25 protein-coding genes are annotated in these 18,988 nt (G+C 67.1%); 3 read left to right on the top strand and 22 right to left on the bottom strand.

Going from position 1 to position 18,988, the window contains the following annotated elements; translation table 11 throughout:
- From G524_RS16755 to G524_RS0113740, 22 genes are all read right to left on the bottom strand, one after another.
- Nucleotides 1-555: phage terminase large subunit family protein (locus tag G524_RS16755; RefSeq protein ID WP_211219352.1), on the bottom strand; the 555-nt coding region annotated here is incomplete at its 3' end.
- The gene (locus G524_RS0113840) at nt 500-1,069 is read right to left on the bottom strand and encodes a hypothetical protein (RefSeq protein WP_027443851.1); all 570 of its coding nucleotides are present in this window, start codon (nt 1,067-1,069) and stop codon (nt 500-502) included. The genes G524_RS0113840 and G524_RS16755, both read right to left, overlap by 56 nt.
- An 8-nt stretch (nt 1,070-1,077) precedes the next feature.
- Entirely contained in the window at nt 1,078-1,326 is a 249-nt protein-coding gene (locus tag G524_RS0113835; protein ID WP_027443850.1) for a DUF7220 family protein, read from the bottom strand.
- Nucleotides 1,323-1,763 (bottom strand): hypothetical protein, encoded by a 441-nt coding sequence (locus G524_RS0113830; protein WP_027443849.1) that lies wholly within the window; start codon nt 1,761-1,763, stop codon nt 1,323-1,325. Before G524_RS0113830 ends, G524_RS0113835 begins: the two co-directional genes overlap by 4 nt.
- 4 nt (nt 1,764-1,767) lie before the next feature.
- Nucleotides 1,768-3,147 (bottom strand): site-specific DNA-methyltransferase, encoded by a 1,380-nt coding sequence (locus G524_RS0113825; RefSeq protein ID WP_027443848.1) that lies wholly within the window; start codon nt 3,145-3,147, stop codon nt 1,768-1,770.
- 589 nt (nt 3,148-3,736) lie between these two features.
- Nucleotides 3,737-4,123 carry a DUF6362 family protein gene (locus G524_RS0113820; RefSeq protein ID WP_027444226.1) on the bottom strand — a complete coding sequence of 129 codons (387 nt, stop codon included), beginning with the start codon at nt 4,121-4,123 and terminating at the stop codon, nt 3,737-3,739.
- Nucleotides 4,116-4,316 (bottom strand): hypothetical protein, encoded by a 201-nt coding sequence (locus G524_RS0113815; protein WP_027444225.1) that lies wholly within the window; start codon nt 4,314-4,316, stop codon nt 4,116-4,118. Before G524_RS0113815 ends, G524_RS0113820 begins: the two co-directional genes overlap by 8 nt.
- Nucleotides 4,313-4,570, bottom strand: a complete 258-nt coding sequence (locus G524_RS0113810; RefSeq protein WP_027444224.1) for a DUF6378 domain-containing protein — start codon at nt 4,568-4,570, stop codon at nt 4,313-4,315. The genes G524_RS0113815 and G524_RS0113810 overlap by 4 nt, the downstream gene beginning before the upstream one ends.
- A complete protein-coding gene (locus G524_RS0113805) occupies nt 4,567-5,214 on the bottom strand; it encodes a crossover junction endodeoxyribonuclease RuvC (protein WP_245561382.1) in 648 nt (215 codons plus the stop codon). Before G524_RS0113805 ends, G524_RS0113810 begins: the two co-directional genes overlap by 4 nt.
- Entirely contained in the window at nt 5,214-8,141 is a 2,928-nt protein-coding gene (locus G524_RS0113800; protein WP_027444222.1) for a DUF7146 domain-containing protein, read from the bottom strand. Before G524_RS0113800 ends, G524_RS0113805 begins: the two co-directional genes overlap by 1 nt.
- A complete protein-coding gene (locus tag G524_RS0113795) occupies nt 8,134-9,414 on the bottom strand; it encodes an ATP-dependent DNA helicase (RefSeq protein WP_027444221.1) in 1,281 nt (426 codons plus the stop codon). The genes G524_RS0113800 and G524_RS0113795 overlap by 8 nt, the downstream gene beginning before the upstream one ends.
- Nucleotides 9,411-10,181, bottom strand: coding sequence for an isoleucyl-tRNA synthetase (locus tag G524_RS0113790; protein ID WP_027444220.1), 771 nt, complete (start codon nt 10,179-10,181; stop codon nt 9,411-9,413). The genes G524_RS0113795 and G524_RS0113790 overlap by 4 nt, the downstream gene beginning before the upstream one ends.
- Nucleotides 10,182-10,189: 8 nt before the next feature.
- Nucleotides 10,190-10,405, bottom strand: coding sequence for a DUF6511 domain-containing protein (locus G524_RS0113785; protein ID WP_245561381.1), 216 nt, complete (start codon nt 10,403-10,405; stop codon nt 10,190-10,192).
- 140 nt (nt 10,406-10,545) lie between these two features.
- The gene (locus G524_RS0113780; RefSeq protein WP_027444218.1) at nt 10,546-10,773 is read right to left on the bottom strand and encodes a hypothetical protein; all 228 of its coding nucleotides are present in this window, start codon (nt 10,771-10,773) and stop codon (nt 10,546-10,548) included.
- 5 nt (nt 10,774-10,778) lie between these two features.
- Nucleotides 10,779-11,513, bottom strand: a complete 735-nt coding sequence (locus G524_RS17325; protein ID WP_027444217.1) for a hypothetical protein — start codon at nt 11,511-11,513, stop codon at nt 10,779-10,781.
- A 6-nt stretch (nt 11,514-11,519) separates the two neighbouring features.
- Nucleotides 11,520-12,353, bottom strand: coding sequence for an ATP-binding protein (locus G524_RS0113770; RefSeq protein WP_027444216.1), 834 nt, complete (start codon nt 12,351-12,353; stop codon nt 11,520-11,522).
- Complete coding sequence (locus tag G524_RS0113765; RefSeq protein WP_027444215.1) at nt 12,353-12,652, bottom strand: hypothetical protein; 300 nt, start codon at nt 12,650-12,652, stop codon at nt 12,353-12,355. The genes G524_RS0113770 and G524_RS0113765 overlap by 1 nt, the downstream gene beginning before the upstream one ends.
- Complete coding sequence (locus tag G524_RS0113760; protein ID WP_027444214.1) at nt 12,649-13,143, bottom strand: hypothetical protein; 495 nt, start codon at nt 13,141-13,143, stop codon at nt 12,649-12,651. Before G524_RS0113760 ends, G524_RS0113765 begins: the two co-directional genes overlap by 4 nt.
- On the bottom strand, nt 13,143-13,484 hold the full coding sequence (locus tag G524_RS0113755) for a hypothetical protein (protein WP_027444213.1): 342 nt from the start codon (nt 13,482-13,484) through the stop codon (nt 13,143-13,145). The genes G524_RS0113760 and G524_RS0113755 overlap by 1 nt, the downstream gene beginning before the upstream one ends.
- Before the next feature lie 34 nt (nt 13,485-13,518).
- The gene (locus tag G524_RS0113750) at nt 13,519-14,100 is read right to left on the bottom strand and encodes a sigma factor (RefSeq protein WP_036858006.1); all 582 of its coding nucleotides are present in this window, start codon (nt 14,098-14,100) and stop codon (nt 13,519-13,521) included.
- Nucleotides 14,101-14,223: 123 nt separating this feature from the next.
- Complete coding sequence (locus G524_RS0113745; protein ID WP_027444211.1) at nt 14,224-15,159, bottom strand: hypothetical protein; 936 nt, start codon at nt 15,157-15,159, stop codon at nt 14,224-14,226.
- Entirely contained in the window at nt 15,119-16,366 is a 1,248-nt protein-coding gene (locus tag G524_RS0113740) for a hypothetical protein (protein ID WP_027444210.1), read from the bottom strand. The genes G524_RS0113745 and G524_RS0113740 overlap by 41 nt, the downstream gene beginning before the upstream one ends.
- A gap of 351 nt (nt 16,367-16,717) precedes the next feature.
- Between G524_RS0113740 and G524_RS0113735 the strand changes: the two genes are divergently transcribed.
- Genes G524_RS0113735 through G524_RS0113725 form a run of 3 tightly spaced genes read left to right on the top strand, consistent with a single transcriptional unit; the run spans nt 16,718 to nt 18,899 of the window.
- The gene (locus G524_RS0113735; RefSeq protein WP_027444209.1) at nt 16,718-17,170 is read left to right on the top strand and encodes a DUF2924 domain-containing protein; all 453 of its coding nucleotides are present in this window, start codon (nt 16,718-16,720) and stop codon (nt 17,168-17,170) included.
- A complete protein-coding gene (locus G524_RS0113730; RefSeq protein ID WP_027444208.1) occupies nt 17,167-18,498 on the top strand; it encodes a recombinase family protein in 1,332 nt (443 codons plus the stop codon). Before G524_RS0113735 ends, G524_RS0113730 begins: the two co-directional genes overlap by 4 nt.
- Nucleotides 18,495-18,899, top strand: coding sequence for a hypothetical protein (locus G524_RS0113725; protein ID WP_027444207.1), 405 nt, complete (start codon nt 18,495-18,497; stop codon nt 18,897-18,899). Before G524_RS0113730 ends, G524_RS0113725 begins: the two co-directional genes overlap by 4 nt.
- The last annotated feature ends 89 nt before the right edge of the window (nt 18,900-18,988 follow it).

Here is an 18,988-nt window from a genome sequence, read left to right as displayed (position 1 = left end):
GGCCGAGTTCGCGCCCGTCATGATCAGGATGCCGCCCGCGAACTCCTTCGACAGCATGGTGTTGCCGGCATCGCGGGACCGGGCAGGCTTCACCCGCTCCCGCAGCGCCGGGCTTTCGGCGATCAGCGGATCGATGCGCTGGCGCGAATGGCGCTTGGCCAGCTCCACCGTGGGCTGGACCGCGAGCATCGGCCCCGGCGCCTGGTGGATGACATAGCCGATCCAGTTGTTGCCGGCCTCGGTCGCGCCGACCTGCGCGGCCTTCATGAACACTACCCGCTGCACCGGATCGTGCACGCTCAGCCGGTCCATGACCTCACGCATGTAGGGCGTGCGCGCCGTGCGGTAGCGGCCCGGTTCGGCCGAAGCCCGGCCCGAGAGCACCCGGTGGCTATCAGCCCATTGCGAGACACTCAGCCGCGCATCAGGTGCCAGCCCCCGCGACCAGGCACGCCGAAGCGCCTCTGCGCCGGCGAAGGCCTCGTTCCCGCCCGAAGCCTCAGGCGAAGTCGGGTGCGCGCGGTGCGGCGAGCTCCTCGAGGTGGCTGCGGACATGGTCCTCCAGGATCTTCTGCATCGCCGCCACCTCCACACCCAGTTCCGACGCCATCAGCGCCGCCACCCGCGCCGGCCAGGTGATCCACGCCTCGCGCTCCTCGCGCGCCATGCGGAACACCAGCGCCGCGGCCCGGTCACGCTCGACCAGCTCGCCCTTGAGCTTCTGCAACCGCAGGCGGCGCTCCTGGGCTTTCAGCACCTCGTTTGCGGTCCGGGCCTGCAGGAAGGTCGTGCCTCCCGAGCCGCTGGTGCTGGCCAGCCCCTGTTCGCGCAGGGTCTCGCCCACCGCCGCCACCGCCGCCTCGGGCACGGGCCTGGCGCCCTCGGTCCCGATCGAGGAACTGGCCGCGCGCCGCGATCTGGCAGGATCGGTGAACTGGGCGCGCCTGGCGTCCGACGCGGCGGCATCGATCGAGCCGTCGGGATGCAGCACCAGCCGCCCGGCCGCGCGCGCCTTCTGCACCGCGCCGCGCGAGATGCCGGCATGGGCCGCATACTGCCGCTCGCTCATGCCCTTCGTCATGTCCCGACCCGGTCACCTCCCGTCAGCGCCCGGCGCTCGCGCAGATGCTCGAACAGCCGCCGCAGCCCATAGGAGCGCACCACGCTCACCAGCGTGAACACCGCGCCCATCATCAGGTTGGCAGCAAGCGTCGTGTGCAGGCCGAACAGCGGGAAGACCACAAGCTGCGTCACCACCGCCACGCCATAACCCACCACCACATTGGCCAGCGACTCCATCAGCGACATCACGCGGGACTGCTTCATGGCCGCTCTCTCTGCCCGATCCGCGCCAGCGCGGCCCGATATGCACCGGCCACGTCGACGATCAGGCAGGTCTTCGGACGGCGGCACACGATGGCGGGCAGACCAGCGTCATCACTCAGCCAGACCGTCTCGGCGAAGTCGCTGCTCTCATCCCATCGTGCCAGGACGAGGAACAGCGCCATGTCTTGGTGCACACAACCGCGCTGCTCCAGCAGGCCGCGCAGCTCGGCGACCAGACGCCCTGCCTCATGCGGCTCCAGCGACAGGGCACACAGCTCGGCCATCACGGCAAGACAGGCCAGATCGCACCAGTCGAACAGCCGCCGCTGGCCCGGCCTGACCGCCTGTGACGGCCGATAATGGCCCCGCGTGATCCACTGGCCCAACTGCCACGTGCCCAGCCCGCAGGCCTCGCACATCTCCCGGACGGTCCACATGGCCCTACCTCGCCCGCCTGCGCCTGGGTCTTGCTTCGGACACTGCCTCGCCAGCTTCGGCCTCGGTGCCGTCCGCGGGAGGCGGCTGCGCGCCCTTCAGCCGCTCGGCCTTCACCTGCGCGAAGGTGCGGCCGTCGCCCTCAAGGATGGCGGCGCGGCCCGTGGCGGCCTGCCAGCGCTCGACCGCCACATCGACATAGGCCGGGCTGATCTCCATGGCATGAACGCGCCGGCCGTTCTCCTCGCCGGCGATGATCTGCGTGCCCGAGCCGCAGAACGGCTCGTAGCACAGGCCGCCGCGCGCCACATGCTGGCGCATCGGGATGGCGAAGGCATCCACCGGCTTGGGCGTGGGATGATCGGGCCGCTCCTCACCGGCGGGCACGGCCATCTCCCAGGTCGAGGGCAGCGTCTCCTCGGCCACCTTGGGCGGGCGGTGCGGACGGCGCCAGCCCATGAAGCAGGGCTCGTGCTTCCACAGGTAATGCGAGCGGGTGAGCACCCCGCGGTCCTTGACCCAGACGATCTGCTGGTGAACGAAGGCGCCGGCCTTCTCCCAGCATGCTTCCAGCATCGCCTGGCGGCGCGAGGCATGCCAGCAATACCAGGCGGCATCCTCGGCGATCGCCTCGGCAATGGCGGCGGCGATGAAGCCGTCGTAGAGTTCGGCGCCCTGCGCACTGTCGTCCCAGGTGACGCCATAGGACCGGCTCCAGTCCTTGTTCTGCGTGGGATGGTTGGTGCCGTCGTAATCGACCAGATAGGGCGGATCGGTGGCGAACAGGATCGCCCGCTCGCCGTTCATCAGGCGGCGGACGTCCTCATGGTTGGTGCTGTCACCGCAGAGCAACCGGTGGTGCCCGAGGATCCACAGGTCGCCCCTGCGCGAGGCCGGGTTGCGCGGCGGCTCGGGGATGGTCACCGGCGGAACCGAAGCGCCGCCATCCTCATCGCCCGCTTCGGGATCGAGCGCCAGCAGCCGGTCGAGTTCGCCATCGGCAAAGCCGGTGAGCCCCAGATCGAAGTCCTCGGCCAGCAGGTGCCTCAGTTCGCCCGCCAGCAGCGCCTCGTCCCAGGTGCCGAGTTCGGTCAGCCGGTTGTCGGCGATGCGGTAGGCGCGGCGCTGGGCCTCGGTCAGATGCGCCAGCACGATCACCGGAGCCTCGGTCAGCCCCAGCTCCATCGCGGCGAGCACCCGCCCGTGCCCGGCGATCAACTCGCCGTCCTCGGCAACCAGGCACGGCACGGTCCAGCCGAACGCGGCCATGCTGGCAGCGATCCGCGCCACCTGATCGGGCCCATGCTGCTTCGCGTTCTGGGCATAGGGCCTGAGGCGCTCGAGCGGCCACGTCTCGATGCGGTCGGGGGCAAAGGCAAGGGTCATGGGCAGAAAGGAACGATAAAGGGTCAGGAACGCGGGAGGGGCGCACCCGCGCGGGTGGCCGCTGATTGGCCAGGCTGGCTCAGCGGGCGAAGCCTCGATGCGCATGCGGCCGATGGCCAGCGTGCTCGAATGGGCGAACGGGAGGGTGGATTCCACGGTGGACTCCACGGTGGATTGCCTGTGGACTCCGGGTGGATTCCGGAATCCAGTAAGAAGCCACCCGGCAGCTCGCCCGGACTTGCGGCTATCCAGCAGAAATCACGCGGTTTTCCTGTGCCCTCCGGCAGCCGGTGGCTTCCCTCAGACGGGGGTGGCTTCCCAAAAAATCGGCCCTGTCGCTGGCGCTACGCCGCGCCTCGCCCGCCAGCATCCGAAAATGCCCGGGAAGGAACCACGAAGGCAAAGGCTCAGGCGATAAAGGCGTGTCCGCGCTCACCGGTAACGAAAGGATCAGGCCGGATCCTTTACCTGGATCGGTTCCAGCGAAAGGATCCTTGGCGCTCGTGACCGCGACGCGCGCGCCTGTGGCGATCATGGCACGGATATACCAGCACGATGTTGCATCTGTCGCGCAAAAAGATGTTGCATCTCACCGGCGCGCAGCGTTGAGCCGCGCGGCGATGGTCCACAGCGCCCGCTGCCAGCGCCGCCAGGCCGTGGTGCGGTCGCAGCCCATCTGCCAGCACAGCCGCTTCCACGGCACCCGCGCGGCCCGGGCCCAGACAAGGTGCCGCTCCTCCTCGCCGATCCACAGCACCCAGTCCATGGTCTCCTCCATCCGGCTGATCGCGGCCGGCGAGGGCGTGATGCGCATCGGGCGCGGCTCCATCCGGGCCATCTCCTCTGCGCTCCTCCGGATCGCAGGCCAGAGGTTGAAATAGCCCTGCACCTTCACCGGCGGCAGGCGGCGCAGGGTCATGACCGCCTCGCGGAAGCGGTCGGCCACGTCCTGCGCGGTCCAGACGCGCTCAGCCATGCCGCGCCTCCCCGTCGGAGGGACGCGGGCCGTAGAGCCTTTCACCGAGCTGGCGGACCAGTTCGCGCTCGGGCCAGGTGAGGCGGTGGTCATCGGCCGAGACCGCGAGGATGCCCTGTTCCTGCCAGCCCTCGCGCTTGACCTGTTCGGCCGACCGACGATCGCCGCCATATCCTTTCGGCAGCCACCTCATCGTCCGACCTCCTGCAGCATTGCTGCATAGCCAGCGATGTCGAGGATCGAATCCTGATGCTTCGGATCGTGCCCGAGCCGCGCCAGCTTCAGATCGATGAGGCAGAGCACGACCTCCGCTGGCGTGATGGGCCGACCGAGCGTGATCGACCAGCGTCTGGCGACCACGGCCATCGCGGCGGCGGGTTCGCCGTAGATCTTGCGGCGCTCGGCGACGACCGACGCGGCATGCCTGAGCATCGTCTCCCCGCTCATCGCACACCTCCGTTCGTCTCGATCGCCCAGAGCAGGATGGCGATGGCATCGGCCTCGTTGTCGTCGGCGGGTTGGAAGCCACGCTGGCGAATGGCAGCGACGACAGCATCCTTGCCGGCGTTGCCCTTGCCGGTGGCGAAGCGCTTGATGGTGCCCACGGGCACGCCCTGATAGGGGATGCCCTCGCGCTCGCACCAGGCAGTCAGCGTCGCCAGGAAGCCGCCATAGAGGTGGGCGGCATCGGTTCCGGCATGGCGACGGACCTCCTCGAAATGGATCGCGGCAAGACCGCCACAGTCGCTGGCCAGCTGTTCGAGCCAGTGCCGGAAGCGCAGATAGCGCATGCCGCCGCCATCGTAGCGGCTCGGCCGGAACGAGACCGTGCCGCTCGTGATCGGGCCGCCATGGCTGCAAACCGCCCAGCCGGTGGTGGTGCCGAGATCAAGCGCGAGGATGGCGCGTTGCGCATGAGCCGGATGCGAACGGAATGCGATGGCCCCCGCTTCGGTGGGGCCGGTTTCGATGGTCGAGATCATGATTGTCTCCAAGGAGCGCGAGCAAGGGTCGGGTTTCGGATCGAAGACCCATTGCGGCGGACCGGTCGCTGCCGCCTGGAGACGGCCGAGTTGACGGAGCATGCCCATCAGAGCACCTCCTTGAGCCAGTCCGGCGCAGCGCCGTTCGGGGAACGTGGTGAGGGATGTTCCCCCGCATGTTCCCCGGCATAAGCCGTTGACGCACAAGCGCTTTGGGAAGGTGACGAAGGTGGGGAACGTTTTCCCTCATCCTCCATCGCGTGGGCGCAGCCGCGCACATGCGTTAGTGTCGAAAAACGTTCCCCATGTTCCCCACGTTCCCCTTTGCTATTGGTTTCAATGGGTTGTGCCGGGGAACGTTGGATTTCGACGTTCCCCTTTTCGGCGCAACGTTCCCCGCCCGATGCCGCGACACCTTGCGGAAAACGTTCCCCACGTTCCCCTTCGATCGTGAGCTGCCAACGCTTGGCCTGATGGGAGACGCCCAGCGTGCGCACGCGCATCTTGCGGCCGTCGATATCGAAGACCCGGTCGCGCATGCGAGCGAGCGCCTTGCCGAGCCGTGTGCGCTGTGAGCGGTCGCCCCCCGCGCCCAGCGGCAGCGGGGGCTCGCAGGCCAATGCCACCTCATAGAGATCGCTGGTGCCGACCTCGGCTGTTCCGAAGCGGTCCCACCAGGCGCCGATGAAACTGCGCCAGATCGCGCCCTCACCATCGGCAGCAGCAAGCATCTCGTCGAGGTTGGCGAGAAACCCTTCGAACCCGGCGACCTCGAGGACCCCGCCCATGATGCGCGACCAGCTCTCGTAGCTCCCGATCATGCGCGCGCCCCGTGGACGACCGGCGGCCAGCCAGGCCTGGCACAGCGTGAGGCAGGCCGCGACGAGACGCGGTCGGTTGGCGCGAACCCAGCTCATGAGATCGGGGTGGCGGAACCCCTCGCGCCGCCAGGGTTGATCAACGCGGGCATCAAGCCGGATGCGCACGATGCGGCGCGCCATCTCGTTGGAGAATTCGGGATTGTTGCCGGTCGCGATCCAGACGCAGCGGATCGGCAATCGCGTCATCTCGGAAGTCCCGAGAATGCGGTCCTCCCAGAAGGGCGCGGTGAGTGCTGCCGCAAGCGCCGAGGAGTCGAGCGGGTGACGCAGATTGTCGATGAGCACGAGCGAGGGAATCTGGCGCAGCTTGGCGGTCAGCCGCTTGCGCCACTCTTCATCGTCGCGGCCCTCGGTCATCACCGAGGCGTTGATGCCGGTGAGCACGTTCGCGATTGCATCGACCATCAGGGTCGCACCGGTGCCGGGTGTCGGCTTCTCGATCAGGTGAAGCGGCGTCGGTGCGTCGATCATGGCGCGAAGAAAGCCGAGCAGCATCAGAGCAACGGCATGCGCGCGCTCCGCGTGGCCAGTGAAGGGGAACTCGCCCAGCATGTCGTCGATGATGAGACTGCGCGCGGTCGCGATCTCCGCCGGCGACGGGCGCTCCGGCACCGGCGGCACGGCAAAGCCTGGTGTCGGCTGGTAGAGCAGCCGCGCATCGGGGTGGTAGCCGGGCTCGGTCATGAGCGTGCCGTTGCGGCCGAAGACCGGCGTGGTGACGATCCCCGCCAGGACCGGCAGGCCGGGATCGGGTGTCGCCAGCAGCGACTTGACAAGCGGCATTGGTGGATGCGCCGGGACGAGATCGCCATTGCGCGCAAGACGTCGCCAATCGGCGAGCTTGGCCAGCATGTGGCGCAGCCGCTCTTCTGTCACCGGCCGGGCCATCGGCAGGCCGTCATCGTCGTGCACGGCCCATGTCGGCACGCCGGCGCTGCGAAAGAGCCATGGCGTGCTGTTCGAGGCGAGCACCAAACCCCAGGTGCGAGCATGGGCGCGGGCGAGATCGCCCTCATCGGCGCGCAGTTGCGGCAAGCGCCCCTGCGGCTCGACGAAGCCGATCGGACGGTTTCGGCCACCGTCATCTGCATCGGCGGCGTCCACGAATACATATGGCTCGGCCTCGTCTATGATCTGGCGGACCGCGTCCGCGCCGTCGCGCAGCAGGACGTCGTTGAAGTCATCGCCTTCCGCTCGCGGCAGGGCGATGGCGACGCTGCGGCCTTCGGCCAGGAGACGCCGCGCCGCCGCCTGGGCGGCACGAAGGCCCGTGCCCGACGCATCGTGGTCGGCGAGCAAAACGACACGCCGGGCCTCTGGCGGCAGGACGATCTGTTCGAGGTTGGTGGCCGAGAGCGTCGCCCATACCGCCATGCCCGGGCAGGCCGTCATCACGGCGAGCGCCGTCTCGATGCCTTCGCTGAGACCAAGGACAGCGTCGCCGCCGATCGAGGCCAGCCGCACGGCGCCACCGCCGACGCGGCCCAGCATCTTCTTCGGCTTTTCAACCTCGGCTTTCGCAGCCCCATCCGGCCGCAGGTAGATGCGGTGCAGGGCAACCACGCTACCGGCGCGGTCGCGAACCAGGCCGACGATTGCTGGGAACCCGGTCCTCGTATCCCAATGCGCGAGATCCGGATGGAACAGGAGGTCGGACGGTGGCGGAACCGTGAGACCTCGCGCGCGCAGATAGGCCTCGCCCGGCGTACCGGCGATCGGGAGGGCCCGCGAGAGGATGATCTCGATTTCTCGAGCAGAGTCTTTCTCATGTTTCGCGGAAGCCGCCGAGGGTTCACGCCGGGCTGGCGCCGCAGCCGACCATCCGACCAGATCGGCGGCATAGGCAAAAAGATCGCGGCCCTTGAGGCCGGTCGCCTGTTCCAGCGTGCTTAGCGGCCCGCCGCCCTGGCCGCCGTCGAAGTCGATCCAGTCGCCGGCGTGCTCGCCTCTGAGCGTGATCACGCAGGAGCCGTTCTTTCGCGGCGCAGCGCCATTGATGTTGGCGAGGCGCCATTCGTCGCCGTTGCGACGGCCGTTCGGAAAGTGCTGCGGCACCCAGGCGCCGGTCCTGTCACGCAGGCCGGCCACGATGGCCTCGAGATCGTATTGAACCGCAGGCGTTCTGGCGGGTGCGATGTCGTTGAAGTCAATCAAGGATCACCAGCCCTTGCTCCGCGCGCGTAATGGCGGTGTAGAGCCAGCGGGCGCGGTCCTCGGCGGTCCGCCCGAGACCGTCGTCGTAGACGATCACGTTCTCCCACTGCGATCCTTGGGCCTTGTGACAGGTAATGGCGTAGCCCCAGACGCTCTCGACTAGCCCCCGCATGTCACGCCAATCGCGGCGCAAGCGCTCGGCGTCGTAGGCGATGTGGTCGTCGAAATGGCCCTTGTAGAACCACTGGCGGCCGGGAACGCTCGTCCCGTCCTCCGTGCGCACCGACGCGCTGAAGGCGAGCGGGCTTTCGTCGCGGATGTCCGACAGGTCGAGGAACATGCCGTTGACGAGACCGAGATCGTGCCGGTTCTTGAGGCAGATGATCTTCTCGCCGAGCCCGCGCGGATAAGCGTCTGGAAAGCCGGCTGCCTGTTTCATCGCGGTATTCAAAAAGAGCCGCGTCGCGTTGCGGCCGCAGATCACCTGACCGCCCTTGAGGAATTGATGCGGGCCGATGTCGGAGCGCCGCATCTTCCAGACGAAGTCGTCGTGCTCGCCGTAGGGAATGGGCATGCTCTGCCGCGCGAGCGTCGCAAGTCGGATGATCGCGCTGGTCTCCGCCTGGCGATGGATATCGGTCAGCATCACGTCGGGATCGGCGTCGGTGAAGGCGCCGTCGCCCTTGATCGGCGGCAACTGGCCGGGGTCGCCGAGCACCAGGATCGGCTTGCCGAAAGCAAGCAGATCGCTCGCCATTTCGGCGCCGACCATGGAGACCTCGTCGAGCACGATCAGGTCGGCGTCGCGGACCAGCGACTGCTCGTTCAGAATGAAACGAGGCTGATGGATGTCGGCGAGCCGGAGCTCGAGGCGGCGGATCTGGGTCTCCGCGAAGGAACGCTCGGCCGGTCGCATTGCGCGCAGGCCGCCGCGAAGCGTTTCCAGTTCGCGGGTGACACGCTCGATCTCCTCGGGCGTCGCCTCGGAGACCTTGTAGATCAGGCTGTGGATCGTCGAGGCTGGCGTTCCCTTCCGGGTCATCACCAGGGCCGCCTTGCCGGTGAAGGCGGCATAGAGCACGCCGCCCGAGCCGCCCGTGCGATCCATCGGTTCAAGACCGAGCTCGCCGATTGCATGCCGTGTGATGGTGGTCTTGCCCGTTCCTGCGTAACCGAACAGGCGGAACACCTGCTGATTGCGCGTGCCGTGCCGAAACCAGTCCTCGATCGCGGCGATTGCCGCCGCCTGCTGCTGCGACGGGATGAAGCTCATCGCTCGCCCTCCCAGCAGCGCTCCGCATAGGCGCACATGCGGCAGAGATAGAAATCTCGGTCTGCGGCGATCCGCGGTGGAAGTTCGCCAGCTTCCACGGCGCGCAGGATATCGACGGCCTTGTCGGAGAGCGCCTGCGCGAAGGGCGGATCGAACCCGACCACCTCGTGGTGGAGCGCCTCGGTGTCCTTGTTGAGCGCCGTGACGAGGGCGGTCTCCAGCTCCAGATAGCCCATGTAGAGCTGGACCTGTGCGTAGTAGACCGGCTTGGAGGCGCGCAAGCCACGCTTGACCAGGTCGTTCCAGGATTTGGCGTTGAGCGCCTTGTGCTCCCAGAGCACGGGCCAGTGCAGACCGACATCGGGGCCAGCGACGATCACGCCGTCGATGTGGCCGCGCAGTCTCCCGCCCGCCGTCTCGAACCCGAATTGTCCGCCGTCCGCGCGCTCGGTGCGAAGGTCGAAGCCCGCGCCGCGCAGCCAGCAGATGGAGAGCGTCTCGAACTGGTGGCCGGCGTCGAAGATGCGCAGGATCGCGCCGTCGAAATCCCGTCCCTCATCCTTGGGCGTATGGGTCACCTCGTAGACGAGCTTGCGCGCGCAGGGCTCGCCGATCCGACTGCCTCCGAGATAATTGCGCGGCGCCTGCCGGCAATTGCGTGCGACGAGCGCCGCATCGATCAGGGCATTGACCCGATCGGACACGCTGATCGCGTGGCCGACGCGGCGATAGATAAAGCCGGAGCCGTGGTTGAGATCGATTCCCATGCGCCACCTCAAAAGGGAATCGGGTCGTCGAGCGGGTCGCGGGCGGCTGCCTGGCGCCGCATCGATTCCTGAAACCCGTCGACGCAGGCCTCGATGATGCGGTCGATCTCTTCCGGCTTCCGGTCGTAGAACGGCGCCATCAGGTCGAGCTCGGTGAGCGTCTCGGCGAGAAACCGGCGCGCCTCCTTGATCGCTCGGGTCTCCATGTCGGTCTTGTCGATCATCCCGTTGTTCCTTTTGGCGAGCGCCGCGCCGACATCGAGGCAGCGCATCGAGCAGAAGCGGTGGTAAGGAAAGCGGTCCCAGCGCAGCTGGTGGACGTAGCCGAAGCCCCGCGCCTGACGTCCGCAGACGGCGCAGACGGCTACCCGAGCAAGAGCCGGGTCAGGTCCTCTGCGTCGTCCGGCTGATCCTTGATCCGGTGTGAGGCCAGGACGATGAACCGCGCGATCGCGTTCGCCGCCATGGCTTCCAGTTCGGGAAGCGTGAGAGCGGCGATGGGCTGGTGAAGTCTTCCGCGTCCTTCGAGCCATTGTCCCATCGCCTTCGCTGCCTCGCGCGTGACGTGCGCCTGCCACTCATCGGCCGTCATGACGGTCAGGTGTTGAGCCAGGCCGGGCCACTCGGGGCCGGCGTCGCAGCAGGTGTGGCTGCCGGGGCCGTTGCCGGAGCCGTGCCCGGCTGTGCCGGCCGGCTCCAGGCCGGGGCAGCGCTCGCGGGCGGCGATGCGACGGTCTGCCCCCAGGCCGGAGCTGCGGGCGATGCAGCCTTGGGTCGCGCGCGGGTGCTGGGGCTCGGCGCCAGGACCTCTCCGTCCATCACCTTCCGCCATTCCGGTTCGCTCGGCAGAACCACACGGTCGAGCTTGTTGCTGTCGCCGTAGCGCGGGTCGTCGTTGGGCTCGACCTTGATCTTGGCGACGAAGGTGATGCCGTTGAGGTCGGCCAGACCGCGCAGGATCCGCTTCGCCTTCGCTGCCTCGCTCATGTCTTGCGGATCGAGCCCGAGCGCGCTGTCGATCATCGCGCGGAAGCTGCCCTTGGAGATCTTCCAGCCGATCGAGACGCCGTGTTCGTCGACCTTGCCGCCGGAGACGGTGAACATCTGCCAGAATTTGCGCCGAACGTGCGGGCCCTCGGCGACGGTGAACTCGGCATCCACCATCAGCACGTCGCTGCCGGGCGCGTTCGAGGCCTTGAGGAGCCCCCGGTCAATCTCGCTCTGACCGTCCGTCCCGCCCGGCCGGATGGTCATGGTGACCTTGGCGAAGGTGCCATCGGGGATCAGTTCGCCGCTCTTCTGCGGCTCGGCGTCATTCATGTCGAAGCTCATGACTCGTCATCCTTTCCGGGTTGAATTGATCTTGGAGAGCAGCGCGTCGAGATCCGGCGGCTCGGTCACATCGAGGCGGCCGGAGCGGTCCTTGGCCGGAAGGCCCCAGGGGTTGCCGGAGCGGCAGACGAGCCGGCGGTCTTCGCCGCGCTCGGGCTCATGCCGCCAGCCGTCGCCGTCGCGCGCGAACAGGCTCATCGTGATGACCTGATCCACGATGCCAGGGAGCTCGCGGCCGGCCTTGCCGCCTTCCATCTGCGGCTGCCAGGTCGTGCGGTTGAACTCGTCGGTGACGCGTTCGAGGATGCCGACGAAGATCACGGTCTTTCCGGGAGCGTGCTGCAGATGCTTGAGCAGGCCGATGACCTCGCGGGCGAGCAGGCCATAGGCGCCGCGGGTGTCCGGCTTGCCAGTCTTGTCGGAGAAGGCCTCGGGCCGGGTCTTCGCCCAGGCCATGGCCTGGCGCGTAAGGTCGGTGATCGAGTCGACGAAAATGATGCGCTTGCCCGCAATCATCTGAACGAGCTCGGAATAGCTTTCCCTGAGATGCTGGTAATGCGCCTCAGAGAAGAAGCCGCTCGGGTCGGCGGACGGATTGACCCCGCCGACGAGACAGCCGATGTCGAGGGCGTCGGCGAAAGTGCGCACCGGGATGCTGTCGCCGGGCCAGTCCTGGACGGACTTCATGCCTGCCTCGAGGTCGATGCAGAGGGTCTCGGCAGGCGGCAGTGATTTCAGCAAGGATGTCTTGCCGACGCCGCTCGGGCCGAAGATCGCCATGGTGGTCTTGGCGCCGGCCGCAGACAGCCGTTCGTCGGCGCTAACGATGCGCAGCGCCATCAGCGGCCTCCCGTGTTGCGCGACGCGACATCGAGCGCGCGCTCACTCCCGTGCGCGCCGGCCTGCCGGGCGAGACCATAGAGCTTGCGCAAGGCGTGCAGGCGGTCGCCGACGGCGCTGAACTCTGCCTCGACGCCCAGCAAGGCGAAGGCGATGTCGTCGAGCGTGGCGTCCTCGATCGGCTTGACCACCTGCTCGCGGCGGATCTCGCCGAGCGCCGGAATGACGATGGTGGCGGGCAGCGCTTCGAGCGCGTAGTGGCGCTTGCGGATCTCGGTCAGGGCAGCAGAGCTGGTCATCGGGCATCCTCGGATTTGATGGTGAGACGGAAGGTCGGCTTGGCGGTCCGCACCGTGCGGGCGGCGGCGAAGGCCTCGCGGATGGCGGTGGGCCAGGCGGTGTACTTGCGCTCGGGGACCTTGAAGCCGATGTCGACGTAATCGGTCGGGTTCTCCCCGCCCGCACGGATGCGCTCGACGAGCGCGGCGAGCAGCGATTGGTCCCAATCGACCTTCTTCGGGAGATCGGCAGCGACGACGACGGCGCCGTCCTCGAAACGAACGAGGCCGGTGTCCTTGCCCTCGGCCCGGCGCACCGTCGCTGCCGCGTCGGCGTAGCGAAGCGCAATCGCTCCTTCGAGCCACTCCTTGAGCCGCTTGGCGGCATCCAGGGCGGCATCGGCATCCTCCTGGAGCAGCGCCAAATGCTCCGCCGGAAGCGTGGCGATCTCGCTGACCGGCATGGTGCGGATGTCGTCGAGGCTGGGGCGGTTGCCGCGAGCTGGCGCCATCACGCCACCTCCGCCAGCAGGAGTGAAGACAGCGAAACCGAGGCCTGCTTCGGCTTCGGCCGGGCGATGGCCAGATAGCTGTAATCGTCCGACCGGTGGCGACGCTGCACGAGATGGATCAGTCCGCGCTCGGCTGCCCACCAGGCGCGGCGCGCGACGCGGGCGAGTTCCGCCCGCTCCCGCTCGGCAAGGCGCGTGCCCTGCGGCATGGTGTCGAGCGCGAGGAATCCACGGTGATATTCGAGGATGTCGCCGGGTGCTGCCTGACCGACCCAGCCGCAGAGATCGATCTCGGTGAGCGGCTTCCGGACAGCGGGGAATCTGGATGCAATGACGTTCATGATGGGCTCCTACTCACGCGCTCGCCGAACCGTCTCACGCGGCCCGGACGCCGATCGCCGTCAGGGCAAGGCGGATGTCCTTGACGCGGCGGTAGAGGCTGCTGCGGGCGCCATGGCCGCTCGCCGCAAGGCGATCGACAGTGGTGCGGGAAAGGGCTGCACAGAGAGCGCCGTCGGCGGGTTCGAGCGAGCCAAGACCGCGCTCAACATCGAGACGTTCCTCGGCGGCGGCGAATGCATCGACGGGCTGGCCGAAGAGTGCTGACAGCCCGTCGGCTTCGGCGATGAGGTCGCCGCGGGTCAGCCCGTCGCTCTCGGGAATGACCTCATCGAGCGAGATCCGCGTCGCGCCATACATCCGGCGCTCCCGCTTCACCTTGTTGGCGATGCGCGTCGCCCTGTTGGTGAGGATGGCGCCGGCAAAGGCGCCGAGCGTGCCGCGATCTGCGTCATAGGCGGGAAGCCGGGCGATCAGATCGACGAGCAGGTCCTGGCGGACATCGTCGAGATCGGTGCGGGGAAGCCGCAGCTGGCGGACCAGACGGCGCGCCGCAATGTCCGCCTCATGAAGCAGGATCTGAAGGTCGTCTCGGGAAATGGAAGAATGCATCGGCATGGCCTCAGGTCATTACTGTTGATGACCTCAAGCCTGCCGAAGCCGCCGATCCGTCAGGTGGGAGCGGGATGGGTTTGGGATGGGCGAGAATGGGAAGACGGGCCGAGACGCGGGCCAGCTGCCCTATGGCCGCAGATCAAACTCTCCAGCAGCCAGCCCCAGGAAATAGCGGGTCGGGCTTTGGCGGGTCCTGATCAGCGTCTTCTGATCGTCGTGAAGTGCATTTCTCAGGTCACGGATCAGGTCGCCAGCGCTGCGGCCGCTGTTCTCGGCCTCGATTTCCTGCGGGGTCAAATGGCCTTTCCGAGTTCCCACAGCCTCGGCCAGAATCACGAGAAGCTTGAACGGCTGCTGCGGGATGTGCATCTCGATGCCATCCAGGATCACCCGCTGGCTCTGACGGAAAATGACCAGACGCGGCTCGAAAGTCGCAGCGGATTCCAGCTTCGAAAGGTCGATCGCGAAGCCCGTCGCGTTCCTGCCCAGACAACCGTCAATCGACATGACGGAGATCGCAGCTTCGACGAAGCGGGCGAGTTCGTCCGCCGCCATCGCGGGCGCGATCACTATGATGGGCGACGACCGGGCGGCCGAACGCATCAGGCCGATCATTCCCGGTTGAAGCACTGCATCCCGCGACAGTGCGAGGAACAGCGCCCGCTGGTCCGACGTCTCCCCCAGATGCCAGACGCCTGCCGCCACCGGCGCCGGCGTGCCTCCGAACCCGGACGCCATGGCGATTTCGCGGACCAGCGCGGAAGGATGAATTCGAAAGCTCCGCAGATCGTCATCGCCGAGAACGAGGTCGCTGCGCCGGTCCGTCGGGCAAACCGCGATATGTCGTCCGTTGACCTGATGGATGGGCCGCGCGTCGAGACCGCAATCGCAGGCGGGGCACACATCCCATTCCGTCGCTGGCGCCTGCTCGACCAGGACGCCATGATCGAGCAGCCGCTCGAAATCACGCCCGGCATGAGGCGCAGCCTGTCGGCCCCAAAGGATTGCGGGATCGCCCGTCTCACTCAGCCGCAACAGCAGCCTGGGCAGCGTCTCGGTCATTGAGCAGTCCGTTGCGGCGAAGGAGCGTCATGATCCGGCCCTCGAACTGCTGACGCTTGAACATGGCGTGTGCCGGCGGCTTCAGCTTGACGGTCACCTTCTTCGCCGACTTGCCGCCGGTCGCGAAATGGACGCGGATGACGATGTGGTTGAGGCGCCAATCCGACCCGAGACTAGCGCCCCGCATCATCTCGCCCAACCTGGCCAGTGCATTGTCGCGTCCGTCGCGCGCAACATAGGAGTAGAAGGTTCGTGTCTCGCCGGTCTTCGGATCGGCGCCAACGCGGTCGACCTGGACCTCGGTGATCTGGACCCGCTGGATGCCCGGATCGAAGTCATGGTTGAACGCGAAGCCGAAGCCCGCGCGCTGCACCGGGTCGAGCGTGTAGAGGTTCTGGGCGTCGTCGCCGGCGAAGAATTCGGGTTTCCCGAGAATCTTGTCTGCGAATAACTCCGCGAGATCGGCACGGCGCGCCTTGGCCACGCCGCCGATCTTCAACAGGCCTGTCGTGGAACTGTAGGAAAGCACCGCGTGCTCGGCGGCGCGGAAGCTGATCACGCGCTTTTTGTCCTTTTGCAGGACATCGGTCGTGGTGATCGGAGAACCGTGCTCAATCACCAGGACGAGTTCGTCGGCATCGTCATACCAGCCGGCACGACAATAGTTGCTGCGGAGATCCTGTTCGAACATCGCGGGGGCGGCGGTTTCAAACTCAGCCTTTGCGCGATCGTCCATGATCGCCTCAACGCCTTCGTCGCGGCCCACGAACTCAGCGAGCGACGTGCGCGCCATGAGCGCCATCATGTCCGACGCGGCGTCGAAGACATCGGGATGGTCGAGGAAGACGCGCAGGGCGACGTGCTTGGGATCCTGGTGAGCCTCCGGCTCGTCACCCTTCGCTTCGGGTATCACGCGTATCCCGAGCCGCGCGGCCTGCTGAAGGATGATGTCGAGGCCTGCCGCGTTGCCGATCTCGGCGATCCGGTGCAGGTCGGCGACGAGTCCCTCTGGATAGTTCTCTTCCGGTCCCGCGAAGAAATCCTGGACGGCGCTTCGAGCATCGTCCTGCGCCGCCTCATCCCTGAAGACCCCAAGGTCCAGCCCATTCAGCGCCTCGCGGTGGCGCTCGAACAGGCGACTCAGCAAGCCAAGATCAACGGTCCGCGTGAACTTGGGATTGACGAATTTCTTCAGGTTCTTAGCCATCTCAGCCGCCCATGATTGCCTCGCATTTGTTCGTCTTATGTTCTTATCGCAAATGCCTGGCGGAGTCGATTCAAAAGCCATCATCTTGGGACGGATCGTCCGCACCGTGAGTAGAGGCCAAGGGAATCCAATCCCTTAGGTGACCTCTGCGATGGACATGCCGAACCCGATCCACCCCGGGCATATGACGCCGGACGAGCGAATCGGGGAGGTCTGCAGGATTCTTGCGCGCGGGCTGGTTCGGCTCAAGGCACGCCAGTCAAGGCAAGTATTTGGCGACCGCGGAGAAAGTTGCCTTCACTTCCCGCCCGACCGGAGCGGTCATGGAACTCCAATTTGCAAAGGAGACGCATGACCATGACAGAAAACATCCTGTCCCGGCTGGCCGCACTGAAGACCACGCCGACGCCCGACCTCAAGAAGCAGTGGCGCGAACTCTTCGACACCGAGGCGCCACCTTACAATCGGCGTTTCCTCGAAAGCCGGCTCGCCTATCGGATCCAGGAATTGGCCTATGGCGGTTTGAAGCCCGCGACCGTCGAGCGCCTCGAAGCTCTGGGCGAGCAACTCGACGGCGGCAACATCGTGCTGCGCCGGATCCGCGCCGACGACAAGCCGATCGCCGGCACGCGGCTGATCCGCGAATGGCAGGGCGTCGAGCACACCGTCACGGTGCTGAACGACGGTTATGAATGGCAGGGGCGTCCCTACCGCTCGCTCTCCGCCATCGCGCGCGCCATCACCGGCACGCGCTGGAACGGCTGGGTCTTCTTCGGCCTCAAGAACCGGCGAGGCCAGGCATGACGAAATCGCCCGCATCTGCCAAACCCATCCGCAAGCTGCGCTGCGCGGTCTATACGCGCAAGTCGACGGAAGAAGGGCTGGAGATGGAGTTCAACAGCCTCGATGCCCAGCGCGAGGCTTGCGAGGCCTACACCGCGAGCCAGAAGGCCGAGGGCTGGGTGCTGCTCCGCGACCGCTACGACGATGGCGGCTTCTCCGGCGGCACGCTGGACCGGCCGGCGCTGAAGCGCCTGCTTGCCGACATCGAGGACGGCCGGATCGACGTGGTCGTCGTCTACAAGATCGACCGGCTCAGCCGCTCGCTGATGGATTTCGCCAAGCTGGTCGAGGTGTTCGATCGCGGCGGCGTCACCTTCGTCAGCGTGACCCAGTCGTTCAACACCACGACGTCCATGGGGCGGCTGACGCTCAACATCCTGCTCAGCTTCGCCCAGTTCGAGCGCGAGGTGATCGGCGAGCGCATCCGCGACAAGATCGCCGCCTCGAGCAAACGCGGCATGTGGATGGGCGGCTTCGTGCCGCTCGGCTACGAGGTCCGGGACCGCAAGCTGGTGATCAATGATGCCGAGGCCGCGACGGTCCGGATGATCTTCGAGCGCTTCGTCGAGGTGGGTTCGGCGACCGCGTTGGCCCGGGCACTCGCGGCCGAAGGCGTGCGGACGCGGCGCGGACGTCTCGTGGACAAGGGCTTCCTCTACAAGCTGCTCAACAACCGGGTCTATATCGGTGACGCCGTGCACAAGGGGACCGCCTATCCCGGAGAGCACGAAGCTATCATCACGCGCGCCTTGTGGGACAAGGTGCATGGAATCCTGCGCGAGAGCCCGAGGGTGCGCGCGGGCCGGACACGGGCCGCGACCCCGGCCCTGCTGAAGGGTCTCATCTTCGGGCCGACCGGCTGCGCCATGACGCCGACGCACACGCGGCGCGGCGACAAGCTCTACCGCTACTACGTCAGCCAGTCGGTTCTGAAGCGCGGCGCCGATGCTTGCCCGGTGGGACGCGTGCCCGCCGCCGAGATCGAGGGCGCGGTGGTCGACCAACTACGCGGCCTCCTTCGTGCCCCGGAGGTGATCGTCGGCACATGGCGGTCGGCGCGACCCGAGATCGACGGTTTGTCCGAGGCCGAGGTGAGGGACGCGCTCGAAGGGCTCGACCCGCTGTGGGACGAGCTGTTCCCCGCCGAGCAGGCCCGCATCGTCCAGCTCCTCGTGGAGCGCGTCGAGGTCGGACAGGGAGGCGTCGATATCCGCCTCCGCGTCGATGGGCTGGCTCGTCTGGTTCATGAGCTTGGCGGCATGGCCGACGATCCGCGGAGGGCAGCATGAGAGCCGGCGACGCCGCCACCGATGACGGGCGCACGCTGACGGTCCGTGTGCCTCTGACCCTCCGGAAGCGTGGCGGGCGCAAGCAGGTGGTGATGCCCGAGGGGGCCTGTTGGGGCCAGCCCCGCCCGCGCGTCGACAACACCATGGTCAAGGCGATCGCCCGGGCCCACCGCTGGAAGCGCCTCATGGAGAGCGGCCGATTCGCCTCGGTGACCGAACTGGCCGAGGCCGAAAAGATCAACCAGTCCTACCTGTGCCGGGTCCTGCGCCTGACCCTGCTGGCCCCGGACATCGTCGAGGCGATTCTCGACGGAAGGCAGCCGGCCGCCTTGCAGATGGACGCTCTGTTGAAGCCCATGCCGCTAGAGTGGGCGGCACAGCGAGCTGCGCTGGGCCTCTGACGCCGATCGCCGGCCACGAAACCGCGCGCCCGTCAAGTTTCTATTGCCCGCCGATCATCTCTCCGTTAGCGTGATCGAAGAGCCCAGTA

It is taken from the genome of Erythrobacter cryptus DSM 12079 (assembly GCF_000422985.1).
Lineage (GTDB): Bacteria > Pseudomonadota > Alphaproteobacteria > Sphingomonadales > Sphingomonadaceae > Erythrobacter > Erythrobacter cryptus.
Note: the sequence above shows the minus strand (reverse complement) of the source record. Positions and strands in the feature narration are given on the sequence as shown.

Coding starts and splice junctions, on each gene's coding strand:
- G524_RS0113735 (WP_027444209.1), top strand. CDS start 16,718: ATGACCATGACAGAAAACATCCTGTCCCGGCTGGCCGCACTGAAGACC.
- G524_RS0113745 (WP_027444211.1), bottom strand. CDS start 15,159: ATGACCGAGACGCTGCCCAGGCTGCTGTTGCGGCTGAGTGAGACGGGC.
- G524_RS0113805 (WP_245561382.1), bottom strand. CDS start 5,214: ATGGGCATGCTCCGTCAACTCGGCCGTCTCCAGGCGGCAGCGACCGGT.
- G524_RS0113790 (WP_027444220.1), bottom strand. CDS start 10,181: ATGGGAATCGATCTCAACCACGGCTCCGGCTTTATCTATCGCCGCGTC.
- G524_RS0113760 (WP_027444214.1), bottom strand. CDS start 13,143: ATGGCGCCAGCTCGCGGCAACCGCCCCAGCCTCGACGACATCCGCACC.
- G524_RS0113730 (WP_027444208.1), top strand. CDS start 17,167: ATGACGAAATCGCCCGCATCTGCCAAACCCATCCGCAAGCTGCGCTGC.
- G524_RS0113740 (WP_027444210.1), bottom strand. CDS start 16,366: ATGGCTAAGAACCTGAAGAAATTCGTCAATCCCAAGTTCACGCGGACC.
- G524_RS0113750 (WP_036858006.1), bottom strand. CDS start 14,100: ATGCCGATGCATTCTTCCATTTCCCGAGACGACCTTCAGATCCTGCTT.
- G524_RS0113785 (WP_245561381.1), bottom strand. CDS start 10,405: ATGATCGACAAGACCGACATGGAGACCCGAGCGATCAAGGAGGCGCGC.
- G524_RS0113820 (WP_027444226.1), bottom strand. CDS start 4,123: ATGGCTGAGCGCGTCTGGACCGCGCAGGACGTGGCCGACCGCTTCCGC.
- G524_RS0113725 (WP_027444207.1), top strand. CDS start 18,495: ATGAGAGCCGGCGACGCCGCCACCGATGACGGGCGCACGCTGACGGTC.
- G524_RS0113815 (WP_027444225.1), bottom strand. CDS start 4,316: ATGAGGTGGCTGCCGAAAGGATATGGCGGCGATCGTCGGTCGGCCGAA.
- G524_RS0113765 (WP_027444215.1), bottom strand. CDS start 12,652: ATGACCAGCTCTGCTGCCCTGACCGAGATCCGCAAGCGCCACTACGCG.
- G524_RS17325 (WP_027444217.1), bottom strand. CDS start 11,513: ATGAGCTTCGACATGAATGACGCCGAGCCGCAGAAGAGCGGCGAACTG.
- G524_RS0113770 (WP_027444216.1), bottom strand. CDS start 12,353: ATGGCGCTGCGCATCGTTAGCGCCGACGAACGGCTGTCTGCGGCCGGC.
- G524_RS0113755 (WP_027444213.1), bottom strand. CDS start 13,484: ATGAACGTCATTGCATCCAGATTCCCCGCTGTCCGGAAGCCGCTCACC.
- G524_RS0113795 (WP_027444221.1), bottom strand. CDS start 9,414: ATGAGCTTCATCCCGTCGCAGCAGCAGGCGGCGGCAATCGCCGCGATC.
- G524_RS0113810 (WP_027444224.1), bottom strand. CDS start 4,570: ATGAGCGGGGAGACGATGCTCAGGCATGCCGCGTCGGTCGTCGCCGAG.
- G524_RS0113835 (WP_027443850.1), bottom strand. CDS start 1,326: ATGAAGCAGTCCCGCGTGATGTCGCTGATGGAGTCGCTGGCCAATGTG.
- G524_RS0113840 (WP_027443851.1), bottom strand. CDS start 1,069: ATGAGCGAGCGGCAGTATGCGGCCCATGCCGGCATCTCGCGCGGCGCG.
- G524_RS0113780 (WP_027444218.1), bottom strand. CDS start 10,773: ATGACGGCCGATGAGTGGCAGGCGCACGTCACGCGCGAGGCAGCGAAG.
- G524_RS0113830 (WP_027443849.1), bottom strand. CDS start 1,763: ATGTGGACCGTCCGGGAGATGTGCGAGGCCTGCGGGCTGGGCACGTGG.
- G524_RS0113825 (WP_027443848.1), bottom strand. CDS start 3,147: ATGACCCTTGCCTTTGCCCCCGACCGCATCGAGACGTGGCCGCTCGAG.